The organism is Sphingobium sp. EP60837 (assembly GCF_001658005.1).
In the GTDB taxonomy this organism is placed as follows: domain Bacteria; phylum Pseudomonadota; class Alphaproteobacteria; order Sphingomonadales; family Sphingomonadaceae; genus Sphingobium; species Sphingobium tyrosinilyticum.
Window position 1 is genome coordinate 154,371 of the sequence record NZ_CP015986.1, and the last position, 22,052, is coordinate 176,422.

General features: G+C 62.3%; 19 protein-coding genes. 10 read left to right on the top strand and 9 right to left on the bottom strand.

Features of this window, described 5'->3' with window-relative positions; genetic code table 11:
• The first annotated feature begins 32 nt into the window (after window positions 1-32).
• Genes ilvD through EP837_RS00715 form a run of 4 tightly spaced genes read left to right on the top strand, consistent with a single transcriptional unit; the run spans window position 33 to window position 4,702 of the window.
• Window positions 33-1,754: a dihydroxy-acid dehydratase gene (gene ilvD / locus EP837_RS00700; protein ID WP_066523753.1), complete on the top strand. Its 1,722-nt coding sequence runs from the start codon at window positions 33-35 to the stop codon at window positions 1,752-1,754.
• Window positions 1,735-2,109 (top strand): hypothetical protein, encoded by a 375-nt coding sequence (locus tag EP837_RS00705; protein WP_066523755.1) that lies wholly within the window; start codon window positions 1,735-1,737, stop codon window positions 2,107-2,109. The genes ilvD and EP837_RS00705 overlap by 20 nt, the downstream gene beginning before the upstream one ends.
• Window positions 2,106-3,497 (top strand): NAD(P)H-hydrate dehydratase, encoded by a 1,392-nt coding sequence (locus EP837_RS00710; RefSeq protein ID WP_082919514.1) that lies wholly within the window; start codon window positions 2,106-2,108, stop codon window positions 3,495-3,497. The genes EP837_RS00705 and EP837_RS00710 overlap by 4 nt, the downstream gene beginning before the upstream one ends.
• The gene (locus tag EP837_RS00715) at window positions 3,494-4,702 is read left to right on the top strand and encodes a class I SAM-dependent RNA methyltransferase (protein ID WP_066523761.1); all 1,209 of its coding nucleotides are present in this window, start codon (window positions 3,494-3,496) and stop codon (window positions 4,700-4,702) included. The genes EP837_RS00710 and EP837_RS00715 overlap by 4 nt, the downstream gene beginning before the upstream one ends.
• Before the next feature lie 68 nt (window positions 4,703-4,770).
• On the opposite strand, the gene EP837_RS00720 is transcribed toward EP837_RS00715, so the two are convergent.
• The 3 genes from EP837_RS00720 to EP837_RS00730 form a co-directional block, all read right to left on the bottom strand.
• Window positions 4,771-5,961 (bottom strand): type III PLP-dependent enzyme, encoded by a 1,191-nt coding sequence (locus tag EP837_RS00720; RefSeq protein WP_066523763.1) that lies wholly within the window; start codon window positions 5,959-5,961, stop codon window positions 4,771-4,773.
• Between the two features lie 148 nt (window positions 5,962-6,109).
• Entirely contained in the window at window positions 6,110-7,282 is a 1,173-nt protein-coding gene (locus EP837_RS00725; RefSeq protein WP_066523765.1) for a carboxynorspermidine decarboxylase, read from the bottom strand.
• Window positions 7,283-7,412: 130 nt separating this feature from the next.
• Complete coding sequence (locus tag EP837_RS00730; RefSeq protein WP_066523767.1) at window positions 7,413-8,618, bottom strand: saccharopine dehydrogenase family protein; 1,206 nt, start codon at window positions 8,616-8,618, stop codon at window positions 7,413-7,415.
• A gap of 277 nt (window positions 8,619-8,895) precedes the next feature.
• On the opposite strand from EP837_RS00730, the gene EP837_RS00735 reads away from it, so the two are divergent.
• Window positions 8,896-9,681, top strand: coding sequence for a hypothetical protein (locus tag EP837_RS00735; protein ID WP_082919515.1), 786 nt, complete (start codon window positions 8,896-8,898; stop codon window positions 9,679-9,681).
• Window positions 9,682-9,719: 38 nt separating this feature from the next.
• Here EP837_RS00735 and EP837_RS00740 read toward each other — a convergent pair whose 3' ends face one another.
• A complete protein-coding gene (locus EP837_RS00740) occupies window positions 9,720-10,070 on the bottom strand; it encodes a GFA family protein (RefSeq protein ID WP_066523770.1) in 351 nt (116 codons plus the stop codon).
• A 312-nt stretch (window positions 10,071-10,382) separates the two neighbouring features.
• Between EP837_RS00740 and EP837_RS20910 the strand changes: the two genes are divergently transcribed.
• Window positions 10,383-10,829 (top strand): hypothetical protein, encoded by a 447-nt coding sequence (locus tag EP837_RS20910; protein WP_156518350.1) that lies wholly within the window; start codon window positions 10,383-10,385, stop codon window positions 10,827-10,829.
• A 3-nt stretch (window positions 10,830-10,832) separates the two neighbouring features.
• On the opposite strand, the gene EP837_RS00750 is transcribed toward EP837_RS20910, so the two are convergent.
• The 4 genes from EP837_RS00750 to murI form a co-directional block, all read right to left on the bottom strand.
• Complete coding sequence (locus EP837_RS00750; RefSeq protein ID WP_066523772.1) at window positions 10,833-12,416, bottom strand: cisplatin damage response ATP-dependent DNA ligase; 1,584 nt, start codon at window positions 12,414-12,416, stop codon at window positions 10,833-10,835.
• Window positions 12,417-12,519: 103 nt separating this feature from the next.
• Window positions 12,520-13,512: a ligase-associated DNA damage response exonuclease gene (locus tag EP837_RS00755; RefSeq protein ID WP_066523775.1), complete on the bottom strand. Its 993-nt coding sequence runs from the start codon at window positions 13,510-13,512 to the stop codon at window positions 12,520-12,522.
• Window positions 13,513-13,832: 320 nt separating this feature from the next.
• Window positions 13,833-15,053: a 5-aminolevulinate synthase gene (gene hemA / locus EP837_RS00760; protein WP_066523777.1), complete on the bottom strand. Its 1,221-nt coding sequence runs from the start codon at window positions 15,051-15,053 to the stop codon at window positions 13,833-13,835.
• 152 nt (window positions 15,054-15,205) lie between these two features.
• Entirely contained in the window at window positions 15,206-16,009 is an 804-nt protein-coding gene (gene murI / locus EP837_RS00765; RefSeq protein WP_066523779.1) for a glutamate racemase, read from the bottom strand.
• Between the two features lie 300 nt (window positions 16,010-16,309).
• Between murI and EP837_RS21490 the strand changes: the two genes are divergently transcribed.
• From EP837_RS21490 to topA, 4 genes are all read left to right on the top strand, one after another.
• Window positions 16,310-16,471 (top strand): hypothetical protein, encoded by a 162-nt coding sequence (locus EP837_RS21490; RefSeq protein ID WP_225870611.1) that lies wholly within the window; start codon window positions 16,310-16,312, stop codon window positions 16,469-16,471.
• Between the two features lie 167 nt (window positions 16,472-16,638).
• The gene (gene plsY / locus EP837_RS00770) at window positions 16,639-17,238 is read left to right on the top strand and encodes a glycerol-3-phosphate 1-O-acyltransferase PlsY (protein ID WP_066523781.1); all 600 of its coding nucleotides are present in this window, start codon (window positions 16,639-16,641) and stop codon (window positions 17,236-17,238) included.
• Entirely contained in the window at window positions 17,235-18,317 is a 1,083-nt protein-coding gene (gene dprA / locus EP837_RS00775; RefSeq protein WP_066523783.1) for a DNA-processing protein DprA, read from the top strand. The genes plsY and dprA overlap by 4 nt, the downstream gene beginning before the upstream one ends.
• A 74-nt stretch (window positions 18,318-18,391) precedes the next feature.
• Window positions 18,392-20,941, top strand: a complete 2,550-nt coding sequence (gene topA, locus EP837_RS00780) for a type I DNA topoisomerase (protein ID WP_066523785.1) — start codon at window positions 18,392-18,394, stop codon at window positions 20,939-20,941.
• Window positions 20,942-21,084: 143 nt separating this feature from the next.
• Here topA and era read toward each other — a convergent pair whose 3' ends face one another.
• Window positions 21,085-21,993, bottom strand: a complete 909-nt coding sequence (era, locus tag EP837_RS00785; protein ID WP_066523787.1) for a GTPase Era — start codon at window positions 21,991-21,993, stop codon at window positions 21,085-21,087.
• Window positions 21,994-22,052 lie beyond the last annotated feature (59 nt).

A 22,052-nucleotide genomic window follows, 5' to 3' on the forward strand; every position in this document is an offset into this window, starting at 1 on the left:
GAAAGGAGACGCGCGCAAGAAGGGTAGGTTTTATGTCTCACACATTCGACAAGTCGAAACTGCCGAGCCGTCATGTCTCGGTTGGTCCGGAGCGGGCCCCGCATCGCAGCTATTATTACGCGATGGGCTTGACCGAGGAAGAGATTGGCCGCCCCTTCGTAGGTATCGCCTCCGCTGGTAACGACAGCGCGCCGTGCAACACGACGCTCGACATGCAGGCAGATTGGTGCCGCCAAGGCGTGAACGAGGCGGGCGGGATGCCGCGCCGTTTCAATACCATCACCGTGACCGATGGCATTGCCATGGGACATCAGGGCATGAAAAGCTCGCTCGCGAGCCGCGAAGTGATCGCGGATTCTGTCGAGCTATCGGTGCGCGGTCACTGTTATGACGCGCTCGTCACCTTCGCCGGGTGCGACAAGTCGCTGCCTGGCATGATGATGGCGATGCTGCGCCTCAACGTCCCGTCGATCTTCGTCTATGGCGGATCGATCCTGCCAGGCCGCTTCGAAAACCGCGACGTCACCGTCGTCGATGTGTTCGAGGTGGTCGGTAAATATGCCGCCGGCGCCTGCCCCCTGAAGGATGTGATCGCGCTCGAAAAGGTGGCGTGCCCTGGTCACGGCGCCTGCGGCGGGCAATATACCGCCAACACCATGGCCTGTGTCGGTGAAGCGATCGGCCTGTCGTTGCCCAACAGCAATATGGCGCCCGCGCCCTATAAGAGCCGCGAAGAGGTCGCGGTTGCCGCAGGACGCCAGGTCATGGAGTTGCTGGCGAAGAATATCCGCCCCCGCGACATCTGTACCCGCGAGGCGTTCGAAAATGCCGCGCGGATCGTCGCCGCGACTGGCGGATCGACCAATGGCGCGCTTCACCTGCCCGCCATGGCGAATGAGTGCGGCATCGACTTCGACCTGTTCGATGTGGCCGAAATCTTCAAATCCACGCCATATATCGCGGACCTGAAGCCGGGCGGAAAATATGTTGCCAAGGATATGTATGATGCGGGTGGCATCTACATGCTGATGAAGACATTGCACGACAACGGCCTTCTGCACGGCGACTGCATGACGGTGACGGGTAAGACCCTTGCCGAGAATATTGAGGAAGTGACCTGGAACCCGGACCAGAAGGTCATCTATGACGTCAAGTCGCCGATCACCCCGACGGGCGGCGTTGTCGGCCTTAAAGGTTCGCTGGCGCCCAACGGCGCGATCGTGAAGGTCGCCGGCATGCACCGGCTGCAATTCGAAGGGCCCGCCAGGGTCTTCGATTGCGAGGAAGATGCTTTCGCCGCCGTTGAGGCGCGCGACATCGCCGAGGGTTCGGTGATCATCATCCGTTATGAAGGCCCGAAGGGCGGCCCCGGAATGCGCGAGATGCTATCCACCACTGCGGCGCTCTACGGCCAGGGCATGGGCGAGAAGGTGGCGCTGATCACCGATGGCCGCTTCTCGGGCGCTACGCGCGGCTTTTGTATTGGCCATGTCGGGCCTGAAGCAGCCGAAGGCGGCCCGATCGCGCTAGTAGAAAATGGCGATATCATTGCCATCGACGCAGAGGCGGGAACGATCGACCTGAAGGTCGCCGAGTCCGTACTGGCGGAGCGCCAGAAGAATTGGAGACCCCGCCAGAATGATTATCAGGCGGGTGCGCTGTGGCGCTATGCGCAGAATGTGGGTCCGGCTTACAAGGGAGCGGTGACGCATCCCGGAGCGAAGGCCGAAACCCATGTCTATGCGGATATCTGACAAGATTGCCGGGGCGGGGCTTCTGTGCCTCGCCCTGGCAGCTTGTGACTCCCAGTCGGCAGCTTTGCCCGACGCCACGCTCGGGCGCGCCGCCGTGGCGGAATGCGCCATTGGGCCGCGGGCGGAGTGGACACGGAATTGCTTGGTGGAGCAGAGCGGAAAGCTCCTCACCGTGCGCCATGGGGATGGCGGCTTTCGACGCTTCACCATATTGGAAGATGGGCGCGGGCTGGCTGCGGCGGATGGAGCCGAACCGGCAAATGTCGCCATCGTGGGTAAGGGTCAAATCGAAGTCAGCGCAGGCGAGGAGCGCTACCGACTGCCTGCCACCATTGCCGGAGCGACCAAGCCTTGAGCGGACTGGCCATATTGACTGCCGCTCAGATGCGGGCGGCTGAGCAGGCGGCGATCGCCAGCGGCATTCCAGAATATGAACTGATGGAACGAGCAGGCGCGGCGGCGGCGGAGATCATCTGGCGCGCAGGCGCCAAGCGCGACCTTCTAGTGCTTTGCGGTCCTGGCAATAATGGTGGAGACGGCTTCGTCATCGCTCGATTGCTGCGAGCGCGCGGCGTCCCTGTTCGCGTCGCTGCCTTGGGTGAAAGCAGAACCGAATCCAGCCTAAAAGCGCGAGCAGCTTGGAATGGGCCTGTGGAGCCGTTTGACCAGGCAGCTCCTGCCACGCAGATCGTTGACGCGCTGTTCGGCACCGGACTGTCCCGAGGATTGGAGGACGCTGTCGCAGATCGACTCTCCTCCCTGACGGCGCAGGCGAGCTTCAGCTATGCGGTTGATTTGCCGAGTGGGGTTGATACCGACAGCGGGGCATTGCTGTCACACGCTCCGCTTTTTGGCGTCTGCATCGCCCTGGGATCGCTGAAGCCGGCCCATGTGCTGCATCCAGCCGCGGGGCTCTTTCGCAGGCTGGTTTGCGCGGACATCGGCATCGTCGCCTCGGATCAGGTGCACCGTCTGTCAACGCCGCATTTGACGCGGCCGCTCACATCGGATCACAAATATAGCCGAGGATTGGTGGCCGTCGTTGGCGGCAGCATGGCGGGCGCCGGGCGGCTTGCGGCTCGGGCCGCTGCACGATCGGGTGCAGGCATGGTGCGTTATCTGGCTGCTGCCGAAGCCGCCGCCGGACTGGATGCGATCGTCACGGTACAGGCTAAGACAATAAGCGAACTGGAGAGCAGTTTGGTCGATGGCAGATTGGCGGCCGTGGTCGCAGGGCCTGGGCTGGGCAGCGACGAGCGAGCGAAAGAGCGGCTGGCAGCGGTGCTGGCTTGTGGGCATCCGTTGGTGCTGGATGCGGATGCGCTGACGCTCTTGGGGAGTGGGGCGGCAGAGGGCATCCCGCCCGGCTCGATCCTAACGCCGCATGAAGGAGAATTTGCTCGCCTTGGCTTCAACCTGCGGGGAGATAAGATCAGCCGCGCTACGGAGGCAGCCCGGCGTACCGACGCTGTCATCGTCCTCAAAGGGGCAGATAGCGTCGTGGCTGCGCCAGACGGGCGCGTAGCGGTTTCAAGTGGCGCTTCGCCTTGGCTGTCCACCGCTGGAACGGGTGATGTGCTGGCGGGACTGGCAGCGGGAAGATTGGCGGTAAGTGGCGATCCGTTTAGCGCAGCGTGTGAGGCGGTTTGGCTGCATGGGGAGGCGGCCAGGCGCGCTGGGGAGGCCTTCGCAGCGGACGATTTGATTGCAGAGCTACCAGCGGCTATCGCCTCCCGCTTGTGACTGAGATCGACACAGATATTATCGTCCGTATCGCCGCCAAAGGCGACGGCGTGACCTCCGACGGCCGGCATGTGCAGTTGGCAGCACCGGGTGACCGGCTGACGGGGGATGGTCGGCTCTTGCCCGGCCCGCATCATATCACGCCGCCTTGCATGCACTTTCCGGCATGTGGTGGATGCGAACTTCAGCATGTCGATGAGGAGAGCTTTGCTGCCTTCGCAACGGCGCGTGTTACCGGCCCGTTGGCGGGCCAGGGCATTACGGCTGAGACGGTGCTACCCGCACATGTCTCGCCACCCAGAACCCGCCGCCGGGCTTCGTTGCGGGCTGCGCGCGAGGGGCGGCGGATCGTCATCGGCTTCGCTGAGTCGGGCAGCCACAAGCTGATTGATATCGCCATGTGCGAGATATTGGACCCGCGGCTTTTTGCGCTGGTGCAGCCGCTTCGCGAGGTGCTGCCCCTGATCCTGCCGGACAGGCGTGCGGCGCATGTCCGCATGTCCCTGGTTGATCAGGGTGTCGATCTGCTGCTCGAGAGGGTCCGCGTCGAAGGGCTTGCGGCGGACGAGGCGCTGCGGGACTTTGCGGACACCTGGAAGCTGGCGCGGCTGACCATAGATGAGGGCGATGGGCAGCAGGTGCGCTGGGAGCCTGAGCCTGTGACGGTAAGTTTCGGGGGCGTGGCCGTGGGCTTCCCCTCCTTCGCGTTCCTTCAGGCGACGCCGGATGGGGAGGCGGCGCTGGTGGAGTTTGTCCGTGAAGCTTTGCCTGGGCGGGGAGCGGTGGCCGATCTCTTCTGTGGTCTTGGCACCTTTGCGCTGGCGATCGGTGAGGGGCGGCCCGTCTATGCTGCCGAAGGTGCGCGCGATTTGGTCCTGTCGCTGAAGCTCGCGGCTAACCGTGCACAGCGGCGGATGGTGGTGGATCATCGAGACCTGTTCAGGAAGCCGCTGACGCCCGAGGAGCTAAATAGATTTGCTGCCGTGGTGATCGACCCGCCCCGGGCGGGTGCGCGGGAGCAGGTCATGCAGTTGGCGGCGTCGGCTGTGCCCCTGATCGCCTATGTATCGTGCAATCCGGCGAGCTTTGCGCGGGATGCGGCGCATCTGGTCGCTGGCGGCTATGTGCTGGAGAGCGTCAAGCCGGTGGGGCAGTTCCGATGGTCAACGCATGTCGAACTGGCTGCGACTTTCCGGCGGAGATGAAAATTGTCCCTCGCCGCATATTTGCGGCGAGGGACAGGCACCCTCTCCAAAGGGGAGCTTGAGCCTTTTTAGCCCAGCTTGATGACAGTTGCGCGACGGCGCGCAGGGACGGGTTCGGCATAGAGGCTGGCCATAGGCTCATCCTCTACCTCAATGATCGCTTCCGATGTGAAACCGTTGAAACCCGTACGCATCGCCGCGCCATAGGCCCCGAGCATTCCAATTTCGATATAGTCGCCCGCAGCCACATCGTCCGGCAGCATGAAGGGGCCGACCATATGGTCCATGTCGTCGCAGGTCGGGCCGTAGAAGGAAAAGCCGGTCAGTTCCGCCTCGCTCTCTTCTTCACGTAGGAGCGCCACGGGGAAACGCCAGCCGATATGTGCAGCGTCGAACAGCGCGCCATAAGCGCCATCATTGATGTAGAGCTCGGTGCCGCGGCGGCGCTCTACTCGCACGATGATGGAGCTATATTCTGCCGATAGCGCGCGGCCAGGCTCGCACCATAGTTCCGACGAATAGCTGACCGGCAGGCTCTCGAAGCCGCGATGGATAGCGTCGAAATAGGCTTCCAGCGCCGGGGGTTCCATGCCGGGATAGACTGACGGGAAACCGCCGCCGACGTCGATGATATCGACCGTTACGGCCGCATCGACGATCGCGGCGCGGACGCGTTCGATGGCGTCGCTATAAGCCTGCGGACTCATCGCCTGGCTACCGACATGGAAGCATATGCCGAGGGCATCGGCCGCCTGACGCGTGGCCATCAGCAATTCGCGGGTCTCGCCCAGTTCGGCGCCGAATTTGGACGCCAGGCTCAGTTCCGAATGTTCGGACGAGACGCGCAGGCGCACGCACAGTTCGAGGTCGCTGGCGTCATCGGTGGCGCGCAGGATCTTTTCCAGCTCGTCGATCGTGTCGAGCGAGAAGGTGCGCACGCCATGGACGTTGTAAGCCTCCGCAATGGCTTCCTCAGCCTTGACCGGGTGCATGAAGCACAGCTTGGCTTGGGGCAGCGTCTGCGCGACGAGGCGAACCTCCGCGATCGACGCAACGTCATAATGCGTGATTCCGCTGTCCCACAAAGTCCGGAGCAAGTCCGGCGAGGGATTCGCCTTGACCGCATAGAGGGAACGCCCCGGAAACTTCTCAGTGAAGAATCGGGCGGCCCGGGCTGCAGCCTGGGGACGAATCAGCGTTACCGGTGCTGCCGGTGTGAGGGCGGTCGCTACCCCCAGCGCGCTATGGTGCTTGTGCAACTCAAGGGACCTCCAGTGTAGTTCAGGGCATTCAAGCTGCCTTGCGGTGGAAGTCCCATGGGGCAGCGGAAGGGCGATATATGCGGCAGGTGCCCCCCTGTAAAGCGCGCGTGTAAATTTTGTTGCGCGGGCGGCTATGAAACGTGCGTCAGGAGAGGCGGGACTTGAAGTCCTCATAGGAGAACTGGCGGATTTGCTTGAGTTCGTCGGTTTCCGAATTCCACAGCCAGATGGCAGGCAGGGGCACGCCATTGAATGTGTTGGTCTTTACCATCGAGTAGTGAGCCTGATCGAGGAAGGCGATCCGCCGCCCCGGAGTCGCGCCGCTGGGGACTCGATAGTCGCCGATGATGTCGCCCGCGAGGCAGGATGGGCCGCCGAGTCGAGTGACGGGACCATCGGCTTCCTCATGCAGCATTGCTGGGCGGTAGGGCGCTTCGATCACGTCGGGCATGTGGCAAGTGGCCGAGATGTCGGTGATGGCGACGGGCATGCCGTTGTCGATGACGTCTAGGATTTCGCCGATCAGGATGCCCGCGTCGAGCGCCATGGCTTCACCGGGTTCGATGTAAAGTTCGAGGCCGGTTTCAGCCTTGAGGCGATGCAGGAACGCAATCAGGTCATCGATCTGGTAATCGGCGCGGGTGACATGGTGGCCGCCGCCGAAGTTCAGCCATTTGAGGCCGCGGACATGCGGCATGACGCGCGATTCGATCGCCGCCCAGGTGCGTTGGAGCGGCAGGAAATCCTGTTCGCAGAGATTGTGGATGTGGAGGCCATCTACGCCGTCCAGATGTTCGGGGCGAAGCTGGTCGATGGGGAAGCCCAGGCGGCTGTGCGGTTGCGAGGGGTCATATTTGGGTACTTCGCCCTCTGCGTGGAGGGGGTTGATGCGCAGGCCGATGTCGAAGTTCACACCGTTCACGCGCGCTTCGTCGATGACGGGCTTCAGGCGTGCGATCTGGCCGGGGCTGTTGAAGATGACATGGTCGGAGATTTTGAGGATTTCGGCCAGATCTTCGGGTTTGTAGGCGGCGCAGTAGGTCGCGATCTCACCGCCATATTCTTCGCGACCGAGGCGGGCTTCGTAAATGCCTGAAGCGCAGACGCCGTCGAGATATTCCGCGACGACGGCGCCGAGGGACCACATGGAAAAGGCTTTGAGGGCGCCGAGGACCTTGATGCCTGCGCGGTCGCGGATGTCAGCCAGGATTGACAGGTTGCGGCGCACCGCGGCCTCGTCCACCACGAAGGCAGGCGAAGGGACGCGGTTCAGGTCGAAATGCGCGAAGGCGGCGGGATCACCGGCTTTGGTTTCCATGGGTCGTTCCACTCCAGGCTACTCCACCGTCACCCCGGGCTGGACCCGGGGTCCCGCTGCCTGAAACAACGGTGGAGAAGAAGCGGGACCCCGGCTCAAGGCCGGGGTGACGGTCCGTCTAACGGGACCGTCAGAAATCCAGCGGCTTATCCAGCTCCTTCACCTGCCAGGGTAAGCCGTGCTTGTTCAGCATGTCCATGAAGGGATCGGGATCGAACTGTTCGATGTTGAACACGCCTTCACCCTTCCAGGCACCGGTCAGCATCAACGCCGCGCCGATCATCGCGGGCACGCCGGTGGTGTAGCTCACCGCTTGATTGCCGGTTTCGGCATAGGCGTCCTCATGGTCGCAGACGTTATAGACATAGACGGTCTTCTTCTGCCCGTCCTTCTCCCCGGTCGCGATGTCGCCTATGTTGGTCTTGCCCTTGGTGGTTGAACCCAGGCTCGACGGTTCGGGCAGCACGGCCTTGAGGAACTGGAGCGGGATGATTTCCTGCCCGTTGTAGATGACCGGATCGATGCGGGTCATGCCGACATTCTGGAGCACTTCGAGATGCTTCAAATAAGCGTCGCCGAAGGTCATCCAGAAACGGATACGCTTAATTTCCGGGTAGAATTTGGCGAGCGATTCCAGTTCCTCATGATACATGAGGTACATGTTCTTTTCGCCGACCTGATCGAAGTTGAAGGCCTGTTTATGTTTCAGAGCCGGGCCTTCCACCCACTTGCCGCCTTCCCAGTGGCGCGAGGGCGCGGTGACTTCGCGGATGTTGATTTCCGGGTTGAAGTTGGTGGCGAAATGCTGGCCATGGTCGCCGCCATTGCAATCGAGAATGTCGAGCGTGTCGATCCGATCGAGCAGATGCTTCTTGATGTAGCTGGCGAACACGCTGGTCACGCCGGGGTCGAAGCCCGAGCCCAGCAACGCCATGATGCCAGCTTCCTTGAAGCGGTCCTGATAGGCCCATTGCCAGCCATATTCGAACTTGGGCGTATCGCGCGGTTCGTAATTGGCGGTGTCGAGATAGTCGGTCTTGGTCGCAAGGCACGCGTCCATGATCGCCAAGTCCTGATAGGGGAGGGCGAGGTTGACTACCAGCTTGGGCTGGACCTTCTCGATGAGAGCGATGGTTTCCGCGACATTGTCGGCATCGACCTGCGCCACATCGATGGTGACGCCGGTGCGCGCCTTGACCGATTCGGCGACCTTTTCACAGCTGATGATGCGTCGGCTGGCGAGCGTGATGTGGCTGAAAATGTCCGGGTTCATCGCCATCTTGTGAACCGCGACAGACCCGACGCCGCCCGCGCCGATGACCAGAACCTTGCTCAATTCAACTGCTCCATCACTTTAAGCGCGCGTGAGGCGCGAAAGCGTCCATATAGGGAGTTGGCGTTACAGCGCAAAGTCAGACTATCAGAGGCCTGCGCAGGCATTAAACCCGAGCCGTGGAACGCCCTAGCATAACCCCAAATATCGTTTCGGGTAACGATTGCGTTCTTTTCCTCGGAAGCCGCTCAAGTTAGTTTGAAGGCGGCGCATGCTACCGGATGGCGACAGCTGGAAGGTGCATCGCTCAGCAGCCGGAATCTCATGGGGGAGATAATGGATGGCAACGCTTAGCGGCAGTGTTTCGCCGGACCACGGCTTTCAGAATAGCGAGCGGCATTTTTTCCGGGTCATGGCGACCATAATGGCGGCGATCGTGGTCGCTGGATTTGCGGTCAACCTAGCCATGGGGCGATCGACCTTCGCGGTGCCGGTGGTCTATCATGTCCATGCCTTCGTCTTTTTCGGCTGGGTCGCGCTGTATGTCGCGCAGAATTGGTTGATCGCAGGCAATCATGTCAGCTTGCACCGGAGGCTGGGGCTGGTGGCCTATGGCTGGGTGCCGCTGATGGTCGTGATGGGCTTTGTCATCATGATCACGTCGCTGCGGCGCACCGGCGGACCGTTCTTCTTCGACCAGAATGAGTTTCTGTTCAGCAATTCGATGCTGCTGATCTTGTTCGGCGCGATGGTGATGGTGGCGCTGCGGCGACGCCGTCACAGCGGATGGCACAGGCGGTTGATGCTGACGGCCATGTCGATCCTGACCGGGCCGGGATTGGGACGGCTGCTCCCGATGCCGCTGTTCATCCCCAATGCCTGGCGCATCATGATGGTGGTCACCCTGATCTTCCCCGTCGTGGGCATGATTGCCGATAAGCGGCGTCACGGCAAAGTCCATGCGGCATGGTGGTGGGGCGTGGGCGCGATCGTGGCGACACAGATCATTGCGGACGTCATAGCCTACAGCAGTTGGGGTGCAGCCGTCACGCGGGCCGTGGTCGAGGGAACCGCTGGAAGCGCGAGGCCGATGGCGGCATTTCTGCCGCCGGACCTTGGGTCCTGATCCTTTTAAACGGACGCTCGGGAGCGGCTGCTTAGCTGTCAGAAGCTCGCGCCGTCCATCTTGTTGATCTTGAGGGCGTCGAGGTCGATGTCCGGCACGCAGCGAAGGTTGACGGCCCGCGTGGGTGATCCGTCCGGGCCGGTTCCTTGCGCAAATGCCTGCGTGCCACAGGTATCGCAGAACTGATGCGTGATCCTGTGCTTGTAGAATTGATAGTCGGTCAGCTTGTCCGCACCGCTGTCGAGCGTGAACTGGTTGGCGGGCACGAAGGTCAGCAGGAACCCCTTGCGGCGGCAATGGGAGCAGTTGCAGGACATGGCTTCTGTGGGTGCGTCGGCGGCTACGGTGAAGGTAACCGCGCCGCAGTGGCAGCTTCCAGTGTAGGGCATGGGGCTCTCCTGTGAGACACTTACGGTTTTCATAATGCAAACAGACCAGTATCAGTCGAAAAACTTCATCTGGGCGGGGCAATGAACAAGTCTGTGATCCTATCCATCATGCTGATTTACTCTTCATCTGCCATCAGTCGGACGGGAACGATACTGCCCGAAAAAGCAGCGGTCATACCTTCTGACCAACGGATCAGGTCAGATGATAGTCGCAAGATCCTGAATGATTATGCCGCCTGTACAATTGATGAGTCGCGCAAGCGGGTCGAGGATTTTTTGGCTATGGCGCCGGGGTAGGCCGACGCAGAAAAGTTGCTGCTCAAGGTCGCGATCAACTCATGCCTGTTAAACGGGAGCATGACCCTCAATAGCTCCGCATATCGCGCTGCAGCTTACGACGTGTTGTATCATCTGGACTTCAAAAAAGAAGCGCCTCTAGATTTTTCTTCCATAACGCCAATTGAATATGTCCAGCGTGGTAAGGGGATGACAGCGGAGGATGCCGCGGGACAATCCGTGCTTCGCAAACTAGCCGATTGCGCGGTTCGACATGGGCCATCGGACGCACGTCAACTCGTTTTAGCGCCTATCGGTAGCGTAGCCGAGACAAGCGCATTCGGGGCCCTCACCCCTCACTTGTCCGCATGCATGACCAATGACGTCACGCTTAAATTTTCGAAGTTCACCCTGAAGGGTTATATAGGAGAGGCGCTTTATCGCTTGTCGATCGCCGCGCGTTCGGCCGTGAAGAGTCGCTGACTTTCAACTCACCAACCGCCGCAACCCCGCCACCGTATCCGCCTCCTGCGCAGGCTTGTCCCTGCGTATCCGCGCGATGCGGGGAAAGCGCATCGCAAGCCCCGACTTATGCCGCTTGCTTTCATGGATGCTGTCGAAGGCGACCTCCAGCACCAGCGACTTTTCGACCTCGCGCACCGGGCCGAAGCGGTTGATCGTATTCCCTCGCACGAAGCGGTCGAGCCATTTCAGTTCCTCATCGGTGAAGCCCGAATAGGCTTTGCCGACGGGCAGCAATTCGCCTTCCTCCGTCCAGCAGCCGAAGGTGTAGTCCGAGTAGAAGGATGAGCGTTTGCCGTGGCCGCGCTGGGCATACATCATGACGCAGTCGGCGGTCAGGGGATCGCGTTTCCATTTGTACCAGAGCGCGGCCTTGCGCCCGGCGACATAGGGGCTGTCCCGGCGCTTGAGCATCACGCCTTCGATGGCAGCGTCGCGGGCGCCTGCGCGGATGTCGGCGAGGGTTTCGAAGTCGGGGGCTTCGATCAGGGCGGAGATGTCGAAGCGGTGGGGATCGAGTTTGGGGATGGTTGTTTCGAGGGCGCCGCGACGCTGTTCCCATGGGAGGGTGCGAAGATCTTCGTCGGCGTCGAGCAATATGTCGTAGAGGCGGACGAAGGCGGGATATTCGTCCATCATCTTCGCCGTCACCGCCTTGCGGCCGAGGCGTTGCTGGAGGGCGTTGAAGCTCGCCGCTTCCCCGCCCTGAAACTCGCCTTTGACGAGCAGTTCGCCGTCGAGGACTGCATGCGCGGTGAAGGCTTGCGCGATCTCTGGAAAGCTGCCGGTGATGTCGTCTCCGGCGCGGCTGTAGAGGCGGGTTTCCGTGCCGGTGCCGACGATTTGGATGCGGATGCCGTCCCATTTCCATTCGGCGGCATAGTCGGTGAGATCGACGCGCTCAGCTTCCAGCGGGTGGGCGAGCATGAAGGGGCGGAAGAAGGGCGTGCCTGCTGGGTCGGGCCGGTCTGCTTTCCCTTCGGCCCATGCGAAGAGTGCCGCATAGGGAGGGGCGAGCGCGTGCCAACATTCCTCCACATCATCGACGTCGAGCTTGAAGGCTTGCGCGAAGCCGGTCTTGGCAAGTCGGGCGGAGATGCCGACGCGCAGGCCGCCGGTGGCGAGCTTCAGCAGGGCGAAGCGGCCGGAGGCGTCGAGATGATCCATCATTTGCGCCAGGGTCGCAGGCGCGGCGGCTCGGCTGACGGCATGGAGGCGGTCTATGATGCTGGATAGGGTGAGGGAGCCGTCGTCTATTTCCTGCGGCTGATCTTCCGACTTTGGCCAGAGGAGGGCGACGGTTTCGGCGAGGTCGCCGACATAGTCGCGGCTCATTTCGAACAGGACCGGATCGACGCGGGAACGGGTCATTTCTGCAATGGTGGAGGCTTTGACAGCCTTTATGTCGAGATTGCCGGTAAGGGCGGCAAGGGCCCAGCCGCGATCTGGGTCGGGGGCCTGACGCATGTAGGACGCGATGAGGTCCAGCTTGCCGTTGCGGGATCGGGTATAGACGAGGCCGTCCAGGAGTTGGGAGAATTGCCTCATCCTTCCTTCTCCTCCCCCGTTCGGTTCGAACTTGTCGAGAATAGTTGCGCACAAATTATCGACATGCTCGAACCGAACGGAGGCAGGGGGATCGGCTTGGGCATTACCCTTCATCCTCATCTTCGCGGCCCACCAGTTCCAGCGCTCTCGCGCGCATCTGGTGGGTCATGCACCAGTGGAGCAGGGCTTCCTCGCGGCCGTGGGTGATCCAGGTTTCGGAGGGAGCGACTTCGCGGATGGTGCTGGTCAGTTCGTCCCAGTCCGCATGGTCGGAAATGATCAAGGGCAGTTCGACATTGCGCTGGCGGGCCCGCTGGCGGACGCGCATCCAGCCTGACGCCATGGCGGTTATCGGGTCGGGCAAGCGGCGGCTCCAGCGGTCGTTGAGGGCGGAAGGCGGCGAAACGATGATGCGGCCGCGCATCTCTTTTGCCGGGAGGCCCGTGGCCGGACGCAGGTCTCCCATGGCGACGCCGAACTGCTCGTAGAGGGCGCACATCCGTTCGAGGGCTCCATGGATGTAGATCGGGTCGTGGTGCCCCCTGGCGCGCAGTTCGCAGATGAGGCGCTGAGCCTTGCCGAGCGCATAGGCGCCGACGAGGACGCAGCGATCGGGATTGGCATGAAGCGCTGTGAGGAGGCGATCGACTTCGCTGCCGGTGTCCGGGTGGCGAAAGACGGGAAGGCCGAAGGTCGCTTCAGTGACGAAGATGTCGCAGGGGACGGGTTCGAAGGGCTTGCAAGTCGGATCGGGGCGGCGTTTGTAATCGCCGGTTACGACCACGCGTTCGCCAGCGTGGGTGAGGAGGATTTGGGCAGAACCCAGGACATGGCCCGCCGGTATGTAGCTGATCGTGACGCCGTTCATGCGGATATCTTCGCCATAAGGGACGGCTGTGCCGGACGCCGTGCCGTAGCGAAGGGCCATGATGGCGAGGGTTTCCTCCGTCGCCCAGACATGACCGTGGCCGCCCCGCGCGTGGTCGGCGTGGCCATGGGTCACCAGCGCCCGTTCGCGCGGAACGGAAGGATCGATCCACGCATCGGCGGGGCGGACATAGATGCCGGTCGGGTGCGGTTCGATCCAGTGGGCCATGGTACAAAAAGATGGGATGGCCCGTAACGGTTCCGCAAGGGCTGCGGCGGGAAGGGCTTCACACTTGCATCGCTGCTTGCCCGGCAACGGACTTGCGCCCCTCGGGCAGCAGGAGGTGCGCTATGACTTTGGCGGATGATCAGAATTTAATGCGCGCGCTGCTGCGGCACTTGGCGAAACGGGAAATTGCCGGAGCTTATCGCAGCTACGGGGCGAGGAGGCCGGTGATCAGGGCGAGCGTGGCCTTCTTAAGGCAAGCTGGAATCTCAGGCGCCTTAACCTGTTGTCAGAAAATCCCAGCTTGCGCTGGGATCACGACATCAAGCCGCCTTCTTGATTTCCAGTTCCAGGCGATCCCAAATTTCGACCAGCGCGGAAACGAGGTCCTGCATCATCTCGGCGCTGTGCGCCGGGCCGGGCGTGAAGCGCAGACGCTCCGTACCGCGAGGGACGGTGGGATAATTGATCGGCTGCACATAAGCGCCATATTCAGCGAGCAGAATATCGCTGATCCGCTTCGCCTTGACCGGGTCGCCGACCATCAGCGGGACGATGTGCGTGACGGATGGCATGACGGGCAGGCCCGCTTCGGTCATCAAGCGCTTAAGGGTTGCGGCGGCGGCTTGCTGACCTTCGCGTTCCTCGTTCGACTGTTTGAGATGGCGGACGCTGGCGAGGACGCCTGCGACGAGCACGGGCGAGAGCGAAGTCGTGAAGATAAAGCCGGGCGCATAGCTGCGGATGACATCCACGATCATCTGGTCGGCTGCGATGTAGCCGCCCATCACGCCGAATGCCTTGCCCAGCGTACCTTCGATGATTGTGAGGCGGTCTGCGACTTCATCCCGTTCGGAAATGCCGCCGCCATGGGCGCCATACATGCCGACCGCATGAACCTCGTCGAGATAGGTCAGCGCGTTGAATTCGTCGGCGAGGTCGCAGATCGCGGCGATGGGAGCGACGTCGCCATCCATCGAATAAACGCTTTCGAAAGCGATCAGCTTGGGCGCGTCGGGATCTTCGGCGGCGAGCAGTTCGCGCAGATGTTCAACGTCATTGTGGCGGAAGACACGCTTTTCGCAGCCCGAATTGCGGATGCCCGCGATCATCGAGGCATGGTTGAGCTCGTCGGAAAAGACGATGCAGCCAGGCAGCAGTTTGGCGAGGGTGGCGAGCGTCGCTTCGTTCGAGACGTAGCCCGAGGTGAAGAGCAGCGCCGCTTCCTTGCCATGGAGGCTGGCCAATTCGGATTCCAGATCGACGTGATAATGGGTGTTGCCGCCGATATTCCGGGTGCCGCCCGAGCCTGCGCCGACATCGTGCAGCGCCTCTTCCATAGCCGCCACCACCTTGGGATGCTGGCCCATGGCAAGATAGTCGTTGGAGCACCAGACGGTGATCGGCTTTGGACCATTATGGCCGTGGAAGCAGCGCGCATTGGGAAAGGCGCCCTTGTTCCGAAGGATATCGATGAACACGCGATAGCGACCTTCGCTGTGAAGCCGGTCGATCGCTTGCGCGAAGATATGCTTGTAGTTCACGTAACGCCCAGTCCCTTGTGGCCCGCATCCTTCCGGCGGTGCGTTTACCTGCTGCGGCCCGCTATTACCAGCGATAACCGTTCGCAGCGCCAGGGAGAAATACCTATCACAATGATAGATGAAATTGGGAGTGGACTAAAGGTCCTACCCTGTCACAGCGGCTCCATCTGGGTGAGGCCAAGTTCGGCGAGGGCCGGGGCAAGCGACGCTACGCTGTTGTCCAAACGCGTGAAAACGGCTTTGCCGGACGGACGTGACGCAGGCCATTCCTGCCCCTGAGTCAAATAGGCGATGCGCCGGGCGATGCCTTCGCCACCATGCACGAAAGTGAGCGGCTGCGGCGCGGCTGCGGCCAATTCGGCTTCCACCAGCGGGAAATGGGTGCAGGCAAGCACGACCGTATCCATGCGCTTGCCGCCGGGCTGGTCTATTAGACCGGCAAGGGCGTCTCGGGCAATATTTGGGTCTAGCGGTTCGCCGCGCAGCTTGGCTTCGGCCAGTTGAACCAAGGCGGCGGAACCGTGGCGTAGAACAGTGCAGTCCGCGCCAAATTCGGCGGTGAGGCGGTCCACATAGGGCTGCCGGACGGTCGCATCGGTGCCCAGGACGCCGAAGACGCGGCTTTTGGACAGAAGAGCCGCAGGCTTGATCGCAGGAACGGTGCCGACGACCGGGATGTCGAGCGCGGCTCGCACGGCGGACAGCGCGATGGTGGAGGCCGTGTTGCAGGCAATGACGGCAAGCCGCGGGCGATAGCGCTCGACCAGGCGGCCGAGCAGCGCTGGGACGCGGGCGGCGATCTCCGCCTCGCTCTTGGTACCGTATGGGAAACCCGCGCTGTCAGCCGCATAGATGATAGGGGCGTTCGGCAGCGCTGCCCGGGTCGGGGCGAGGATGGAGAGCCCGCCTACGCCGGAATCAAAGAAGAGCAGGGGAGCGGTTGGAGCGACTTTCATTATGGGGCACACATGTCGCGATAGGAGGGAAGGCTGTCAACAGGGCCTTGGCCGCACGTGGTCGGGTTAGCTCCTCCTGTTCCGCCCGAACCCGGGGCGCTTAAAATCGCCCGCAGGCTGAGCGCGTTCTGGGGCCTGATAAGGTTGATTCGCGGACTCGGATGAACTGCGGACCACGACAGGATCGATGCGATCGTCCAACCGGACGCCGAACGCGCGCCTCGCACACCATGCGACCTGGCCTGGGACCGGGGCATGGGCGGGTAGGCAAATGGTGACGGCCTCACCTGCGATAAGACCGTGATCGCATTTGCCGCCGATTCCCTGAACGGAAACGTCGCGGATGACGATATCGATTTTGCCGTGACGGGGATGAATCATGTGCGCTTTGAGCAGGCGGCGCTGGCGTTCATCCGCGCGCTTATGCTCAACAGCGGAATCCTTATTGTCTCTCATTCTTGAGCACTTTTGAGCGGGCGACCATTTCTATCCTTGGGTTATACCGGGGTGAGGGCGCACGGCAACAGGCAAGACTTTGGGTGTCGCGGACGTAACGAGGCTTTCGCCTTTGGCATTGCCCCTGACCGCCGGAACGCTATGGTCGCGCCGCAATTCATTTCGGCGAGATCATGAACCCTCCCTGGCTACTCCCCGCTTTCGTCCTGCTGATTTCCTATCTGCTGGGCTCGATCCCCTTCGGGCTGCTGCTGACGCGCTTCACCGGTGCGGGCGACCTGCGCCAGATCGGATCAGGGAATATCGGCGCGACCAATGTGCTGCGGACGGGGCGGAAGGGGTTGGCGGCGGCGACGCTCCTGCTCGACCTGCTGAAGGGCGTGGCGGCGGTGCTGATCGGCGCGGCGCTGGTCGATGGCGCCGGGCCGATGGCGGGCGCGATGGCCTTTATTGGCCATTGCTATCCTATCTGGCTGCGCTTTGCAGGGGGCAAGGGCGTGGCGACGATGATGGGCGTCGTTACGGCGCTGCATTGGCCTGCCGGGATTGTCTATGCCGTGGTTTGGCTAGGGGCGCTGTTCGGGACGAAATGGTCATCGGTCGGCGGCATGGCGGCGGGGATCAGTGCGCCAGTCGCCTTATGGTTCATGGGCCGGATCGACCTGGTGCCCGTGACGCTGGGGCTGGCGTTGATCCTGCTGTGGCGGCACCGGGCGAATATCTCGCGGCTCGCCAAGGGAACAGAACCCAAGATCGGAGCGGCGAAAGGGTGAGTGAGCAGGAGCGGTTCGATCGCCTGCGCCTGATCCGTTCGCCTCGCATCGGTCCGGTCACATTCCGGCAGTTGATGGCGCGTTTCGGCAAGGCGGGCGATGCGTTGCAGGCAGTGCCGCAGCTGGCCGCGCGCGGCGGGGGCAAAGCGAAAGTGGCTGATGCTGGTGCCGTGGAGCAGGAGATTGCGCGCAGCAAGGCTCTGGGCGCCCGCTATCTGCTGATGGGCGATAAAGACTATCCCTTTCTGCTGGAACAGATGGATGGGGCACCTCCAGCGCTGATCGTGCGGGGGGACGCGACGTTGGCGGCGCGGCAATGCGTCGCGATGGTAGGCGCGCGCAATGCATCTGCCGCCGCTTGCCGATTTGCCCGCAGCCTGGCGCAGGAATTGGGTCAGCAAGGCGCGGTCGTGGTGTCCGGGTTGGCGCGGGGGATCGATACGGCTGCGCATCAGGGATCAGTCGTGACCGGAACCATCGCGGTCATCGCCTGCGGTTTGGACGTGGTGTTTCCGCCGGAAAATGGCGATCTGCAGGAACAGGTGGCGACCGAAGGCCTGCTGGTGACGGAGCATCCTCCAGGCACACAGCCGCTCGCCCGGCACTTTCCGGCGCGTAACCGGATCATTGCGGGGCTGGCTGCAGGAACCGTGGTGGTGGAGGCCGCGCCGCGATCCGGATCATTGATTACTGCGCGGTTGGCGGTGGAAGCGGGGCGCGAGGTGATGGCCGTGCCCGGATCGCCCGCCGATCCGCGCGCGCAGGGATGCAACCAGCTCATTCGCGAAGGCGCCACTTTGGTGCAAAATGGCAATGATGTGATCGAGGCGATCGGTGGGATCGACAGCCGGATGGTGCGGCAGGGGTCACTGGATTTTGCTGGCGAACCGGTTTCGTCCGATGTGGCGGGGCGTGAGCGGGAGGCTGTGCTGGGCCTGCTGGGTCATGCGCCGGTGCCCGTGGACGAGATTATTCGCCTGTCCGCCTTCAGCCCCGCTATCGTGCAGACGGTGTTGCTGGAGCTGGAACTTGCAGGCCGTCTCGAACGCCATGCAGGCGGAAGGGTGAGCCTGTCGTGATGGTCTTGACGCGGGGCGTCGCCGCCTTCCAGACTCGCGCGTGTACGTGAGAGAACTCAAAAACCGGGGCTTGAATGCAGCTTGTCATCGTTGAGTCGCCTGCCAAGGCGAAGACAATCGAGAAATATCTGGGCGGGGATTTCCACGTTCTGGCCAGCTATGGTCATATCCGCGATCTGCCTGCCAAGGACGGATCGGTGGACCCGGATCATGGTTTCGCCATGAGTTGGGAAAATTATGGCGACAAGGGCAAGCAGCTCAAGGCCATTACCGATGAGGCCAAGAAGGCGACGCGCCTGATCCTGGCGACTGACCCTGATCGCGAAGGAGAAGCGATCAGCTGGCATGTGCAGGAAGTGCTGCGCGCCAAGAAGGCTTTGCCGCAGACCGTGGATCGGGTGACGTTCAATGCGATCACCAAGGCCGCGGTCCTGGACGCCATGGCCAAGCCGCGTGCACTGGACGAGGATTTGATCGACGCCTATCGGGCGCGGCGAGCGCTGGACTATCTGGTGGGCTTCACGCTGTCGCCGGTTCTGTGGCGCAAGCTGCCAGGCGCCAAGTCGGCGGGGCGCGTGCAGTCGGTTGCGCTGCGGCTGGTGGTCGAGCGGGAGCGCGAGATCGAGAGTTTCGTCGCCCAGGAATATTGGTCGGTCGCGGCCGAGATGGAGCAGGGGGGGCAGGGCTTCACCGCGCGGCTGGTGCGCTGGAAGGGCGAGAAGATCGACCGGCTGACCATCGGCAAGGAAGGCGATGCCATGGCCGCGAAGGCGGATGTGGAGGCCGGGCGTTTTACCGTCGAGAAGGTCGAGACGAAGCCGGTTTCGCGCAACCCTCCGCCGCCGTTCACGACCTCGACCCTGCAGCAGGAGGCTGCGCGCAAACTCGGCTTCTCGGCCAGCCATACGATGCGGATCGCGCAGCAGCTCTACGAGGACGGCGCGATCACCTATATGCGTACAGACGGCGTGCAGATGGACGGGAGCGCCATTTCTGCCGCGCGCAAGGCGATCGCCGAGCGCTATGACGGTGGTTATCTGCCGGAAAAGCCGCGTCAATATCAGACCAAGGCCAAGAATGCGCAGGAAGCGCATGAGGCCATTCGTCCGACCGAGTTCGGGCGGGACAAGGTTGGCAGCGGCGATCATGCGCGGCTTTACGACCTGATCTTCAAGCGGGCTCTGGCGAGCCAGATGGCCTCGGCACGGCTGGAGCGGACGACAATCGACCTGGTGGATGGCACAGGCCAGCATGCGTTGCGCGCGACCGGGCAGGTGGTGATCTTCCCAGGTTTCCTGGCGCTTTATGAAGAGGGGCGGGACGACAGCGAGGATGATGACTCCAAGCTGTTGCCGCGCATGGCGGAAGGCGATGCGCCGGCCAAGAAGAAGGTGACGGCCGAGCAGCATTTCACCCAGCCCCCGCCGCGTTATTCGGAAGCTTCACTGGTCAAGAAGCTGGAGGAATTGGGGATCGGGCGTCCGTCGACCTATGCCTCTACGCTGCAGGTGCTGAAGGACCGCGACTATGTGCGGATCGAGAAGAACCGCTTCTTCGCCGAGGAGAGCGGGCGGCTGGTGACGGCCTTCCTCGAACGCTTCTTCGAACGCTATGTGTCCTACGACTTCACTGCGGGGCTGGAGGATGAACTGGACGATATTTCCGGCGGTCGTGCCCAGTGGCAGGCGGTGCTGGAAGCCTTCTGGAAAGACTTCAAGCCCAAGACCGCCGAAGTGATGGAGCAGAAGCCTTCGGACATCACGGCTGAACTGGACAAGTTCCTTGAGCCGATGCTCTTCCCGCCCAAGGCGGATGGGTCCAATCCCCGCGCTTGTCCGATGTGCGGCGATGGGCAGCTGTCGCTGCGCGGCGGGCGTTTTGGGGCGTTCATCGCCTGCTCCAACTATCCGGAGTGCAAATATACGCGGAAGTTCGGCCAGCCGGGCGGCAAGGAAGGCGAAGATACGGGACCCGAGGTGCTGGGCCAGCATCCCGAGACGGGGCAGGATATCGTCAAGAAATCCGGGCGCTTTGGACCCTATATCGAGATGGGCGAGGGTAAGGAAGCGAAGCGCGGATCGATCCCCAAGGACCTGCCAGATGGCGAGATGACGCTGGATTGGGCGGTGAAGCTCTTAAGCCTGCCGCGCGAGGTCGGGCTTCATCCCGAGACGGGGAAGCCGATCGTCGCCAATATCGGGCGCTTTGGTCCCTACCTGCTGCATGACGGCAAATATGGGCGGCTGTCATCGACTGCCGAGATATTCGAAGTCGGCATGAACAGCGCCGTCGCCAAGCTGGCCGATGCGGCGAACAAGGGCGGCCGTGGCGGAGCGTCGCGGGAGCCGCTCAAGGTGCTCGGCAAGCACCCGCGCACCGAGGCCGAGATCAAGCTGATGGCGGGGCGCTATGGGCCTTTTGTCACCGATGGCACGACCAATGCCACGCTGCCCAAGGCGGTTGAGCAGGATGCGTTGACATTGGAGGAAGCGGCGCAACTGATCGATGCGCGCGCTGCGGCGGCGCCTGCGAAGAAGGGGAAGAAGGCTCCGGCGAAAAAGGCGGCTGCGAAGAAGCCTGCTGCCAAGAAGGCGCCGGCCAAGAAGAAGGCGGCGGCGGAGTAGTTAACGACCTCCGTTCGTCCTGTTTGAGCGAGGCGCTTGCCTCGCTCAAATGTCGAAGGGCTTGCCTTATCTTCGAAGAGAAGCAGGGCTTCGACAGGCTCAGCCCGAACGGGGTCGGGTCGGCTTGAATGGCGACGGGTTCTTTACTCCACCCAATCCAGGCCGATGTCCCGGTAGATAAATCGGTCGTCTTCCCAATCTTCCTTCACCTTGACGTGGAGGTAGAGGTGGACCTTGACCCCGAGCAGGCTCGCCAACTCGGCACGGGCCTTTGAACCTATTTCCTTGAGGCGCTGGCCGCCCTTGCCGAGCACGATGGCGCGCTGGCTGGAACGGCCGACCAATATCTGCTGGTGGATTTCCACCGAGCCGTCCTCGCGCTCGCTATATTTTTCCGTGTCCACGGCTGCGGCATAGGGTAGCTCGGCGTGAAGCTGGTGATAGAGCTGTTCGCGAGTGATTTCGGCGGCCAGCATGCGGTCGGTGGCGTCGGAAACCTGATCTTCCGGGAAGTGCCACGGACCTTCGGGCATGGCCTTGGCGAAGGCGGTTTTGAGTTCCGCAAGGCCATCCCCGGTGGCGGCGGAAATGAAGAAGGTCTCCTCGAAACCGATCCGCTCGTACAGCCTTTGGGTATGAACCAGCAGCTTTTCCTTGATCGCAATGTCCACCTTGTTGAGGATCAGCCACTTGCGCTCCGGCCGATGTGCAAGCGCCTCGACGATCGGTTCGATCTTGGGGCCGAGGCCCGCCTTGCCGTCAACGATCAGCGCGATGAGGTCCGCGCCCTGCGCGCCGCCCCATGCGGCCTGCACCATGGCGCGGTCGAGGCGGCGCTTGGGCTGGAAGATGCCAGGGGTATCCACAAGGACGATCTGTGCGTCGCCTTCAATCGCGACGCCCATGACGCGGGTTCGGGTGGTCTGCGCCTTGGGACTGGTGATAGCGACCTTCTGGCCGACCAGCGCGTTCACCAGTGTGGATTTGCCCGCATTTGGCGCGCCGACGATGGCGACAACTCCGCAGCGTTGGGATTCAAGATCAATCGTCAAACAAAACTCCGTTCACCCCTGCCGCTGTCGGAGGGACTTCCTTCCTAATCCAAAATAAG

What these genes read in the sequence shown, in the direction of transcription:
- ilvD (WP_066523753.1), top strand. Translation starts at nt 33, where the DNA reads ATGTCTCACACATTCGACAAGTCGAAACTGCCGAGCCGTCATGTCTCG.
- EP837_RS00705 (WP_066523755.1), top strand. Translation starts at nt 1,735, where the DNA reads ATGTCTATGCGGATATCTGACAAGATTGCCGGGGCGGGGCTTCTGTGC.
- EP837_RS00725 (WP_066523765.1), bottom strand. Translation starts at nt 7,282, where the DNA reads ATGGAAACCAAAGCCGGTGATCCCGCCGCCTTCGCGCATTTCGACCTG.
- EP837_RS00735 (WP_082919515.1), top strand. Translation starts at nt 8,896, where the DNA reads ATGGCAACGCTTAGCGGCAGTGTTTCGCCGGACCACGGCTTTCAGAAT.
- EP837_RS00740 (WP_066523770.1), bottom strand. Translation starts at nt 10,070, where the DNA reads ATGCCCTACACTGGAAGCTGCCACTGCGGCGCGGTTACCTTCACCGTA.
- EP837_RS00750 (WP_066523772.1), bottom strand. Translation starts at nt 12,416, where the DNA reads ATGAGGCAATTCTCCCAACTCCTGGACGGCCTCGTCTATACCCGATCC.
- EP837_RS00755 (WP_066523775.1), bottom strand. Translation starts at nt 13,512, where the DNA reads ATGGCCCACTGGATCGAACCGCACCCGACCGGCATCTATGTCCGCCCC.
- murI (WP_066523779.1), bottom strand. Translation starts at nt 16,009, where the DNA reads ATGAAAGTCGCTCCAACCGCTCCCCTGCTCTTCTTTGATTCCGGCGTA.
- plsY (WP_066523781.1), top strand. Translation starts at nt 16,639, where the DNA reads ATGAACCCTCCCTGGCTACTCCCCGCTTTCGTCCTGCTGATTTCCTAT.
- topA (WP_066523785.1), top strand. Translation starts at nt 18,392, where the DNA reads ATGCAGCTTGTCATCGTTGAGTCGCCTGCCAAGGCGAAGACAATCGAG.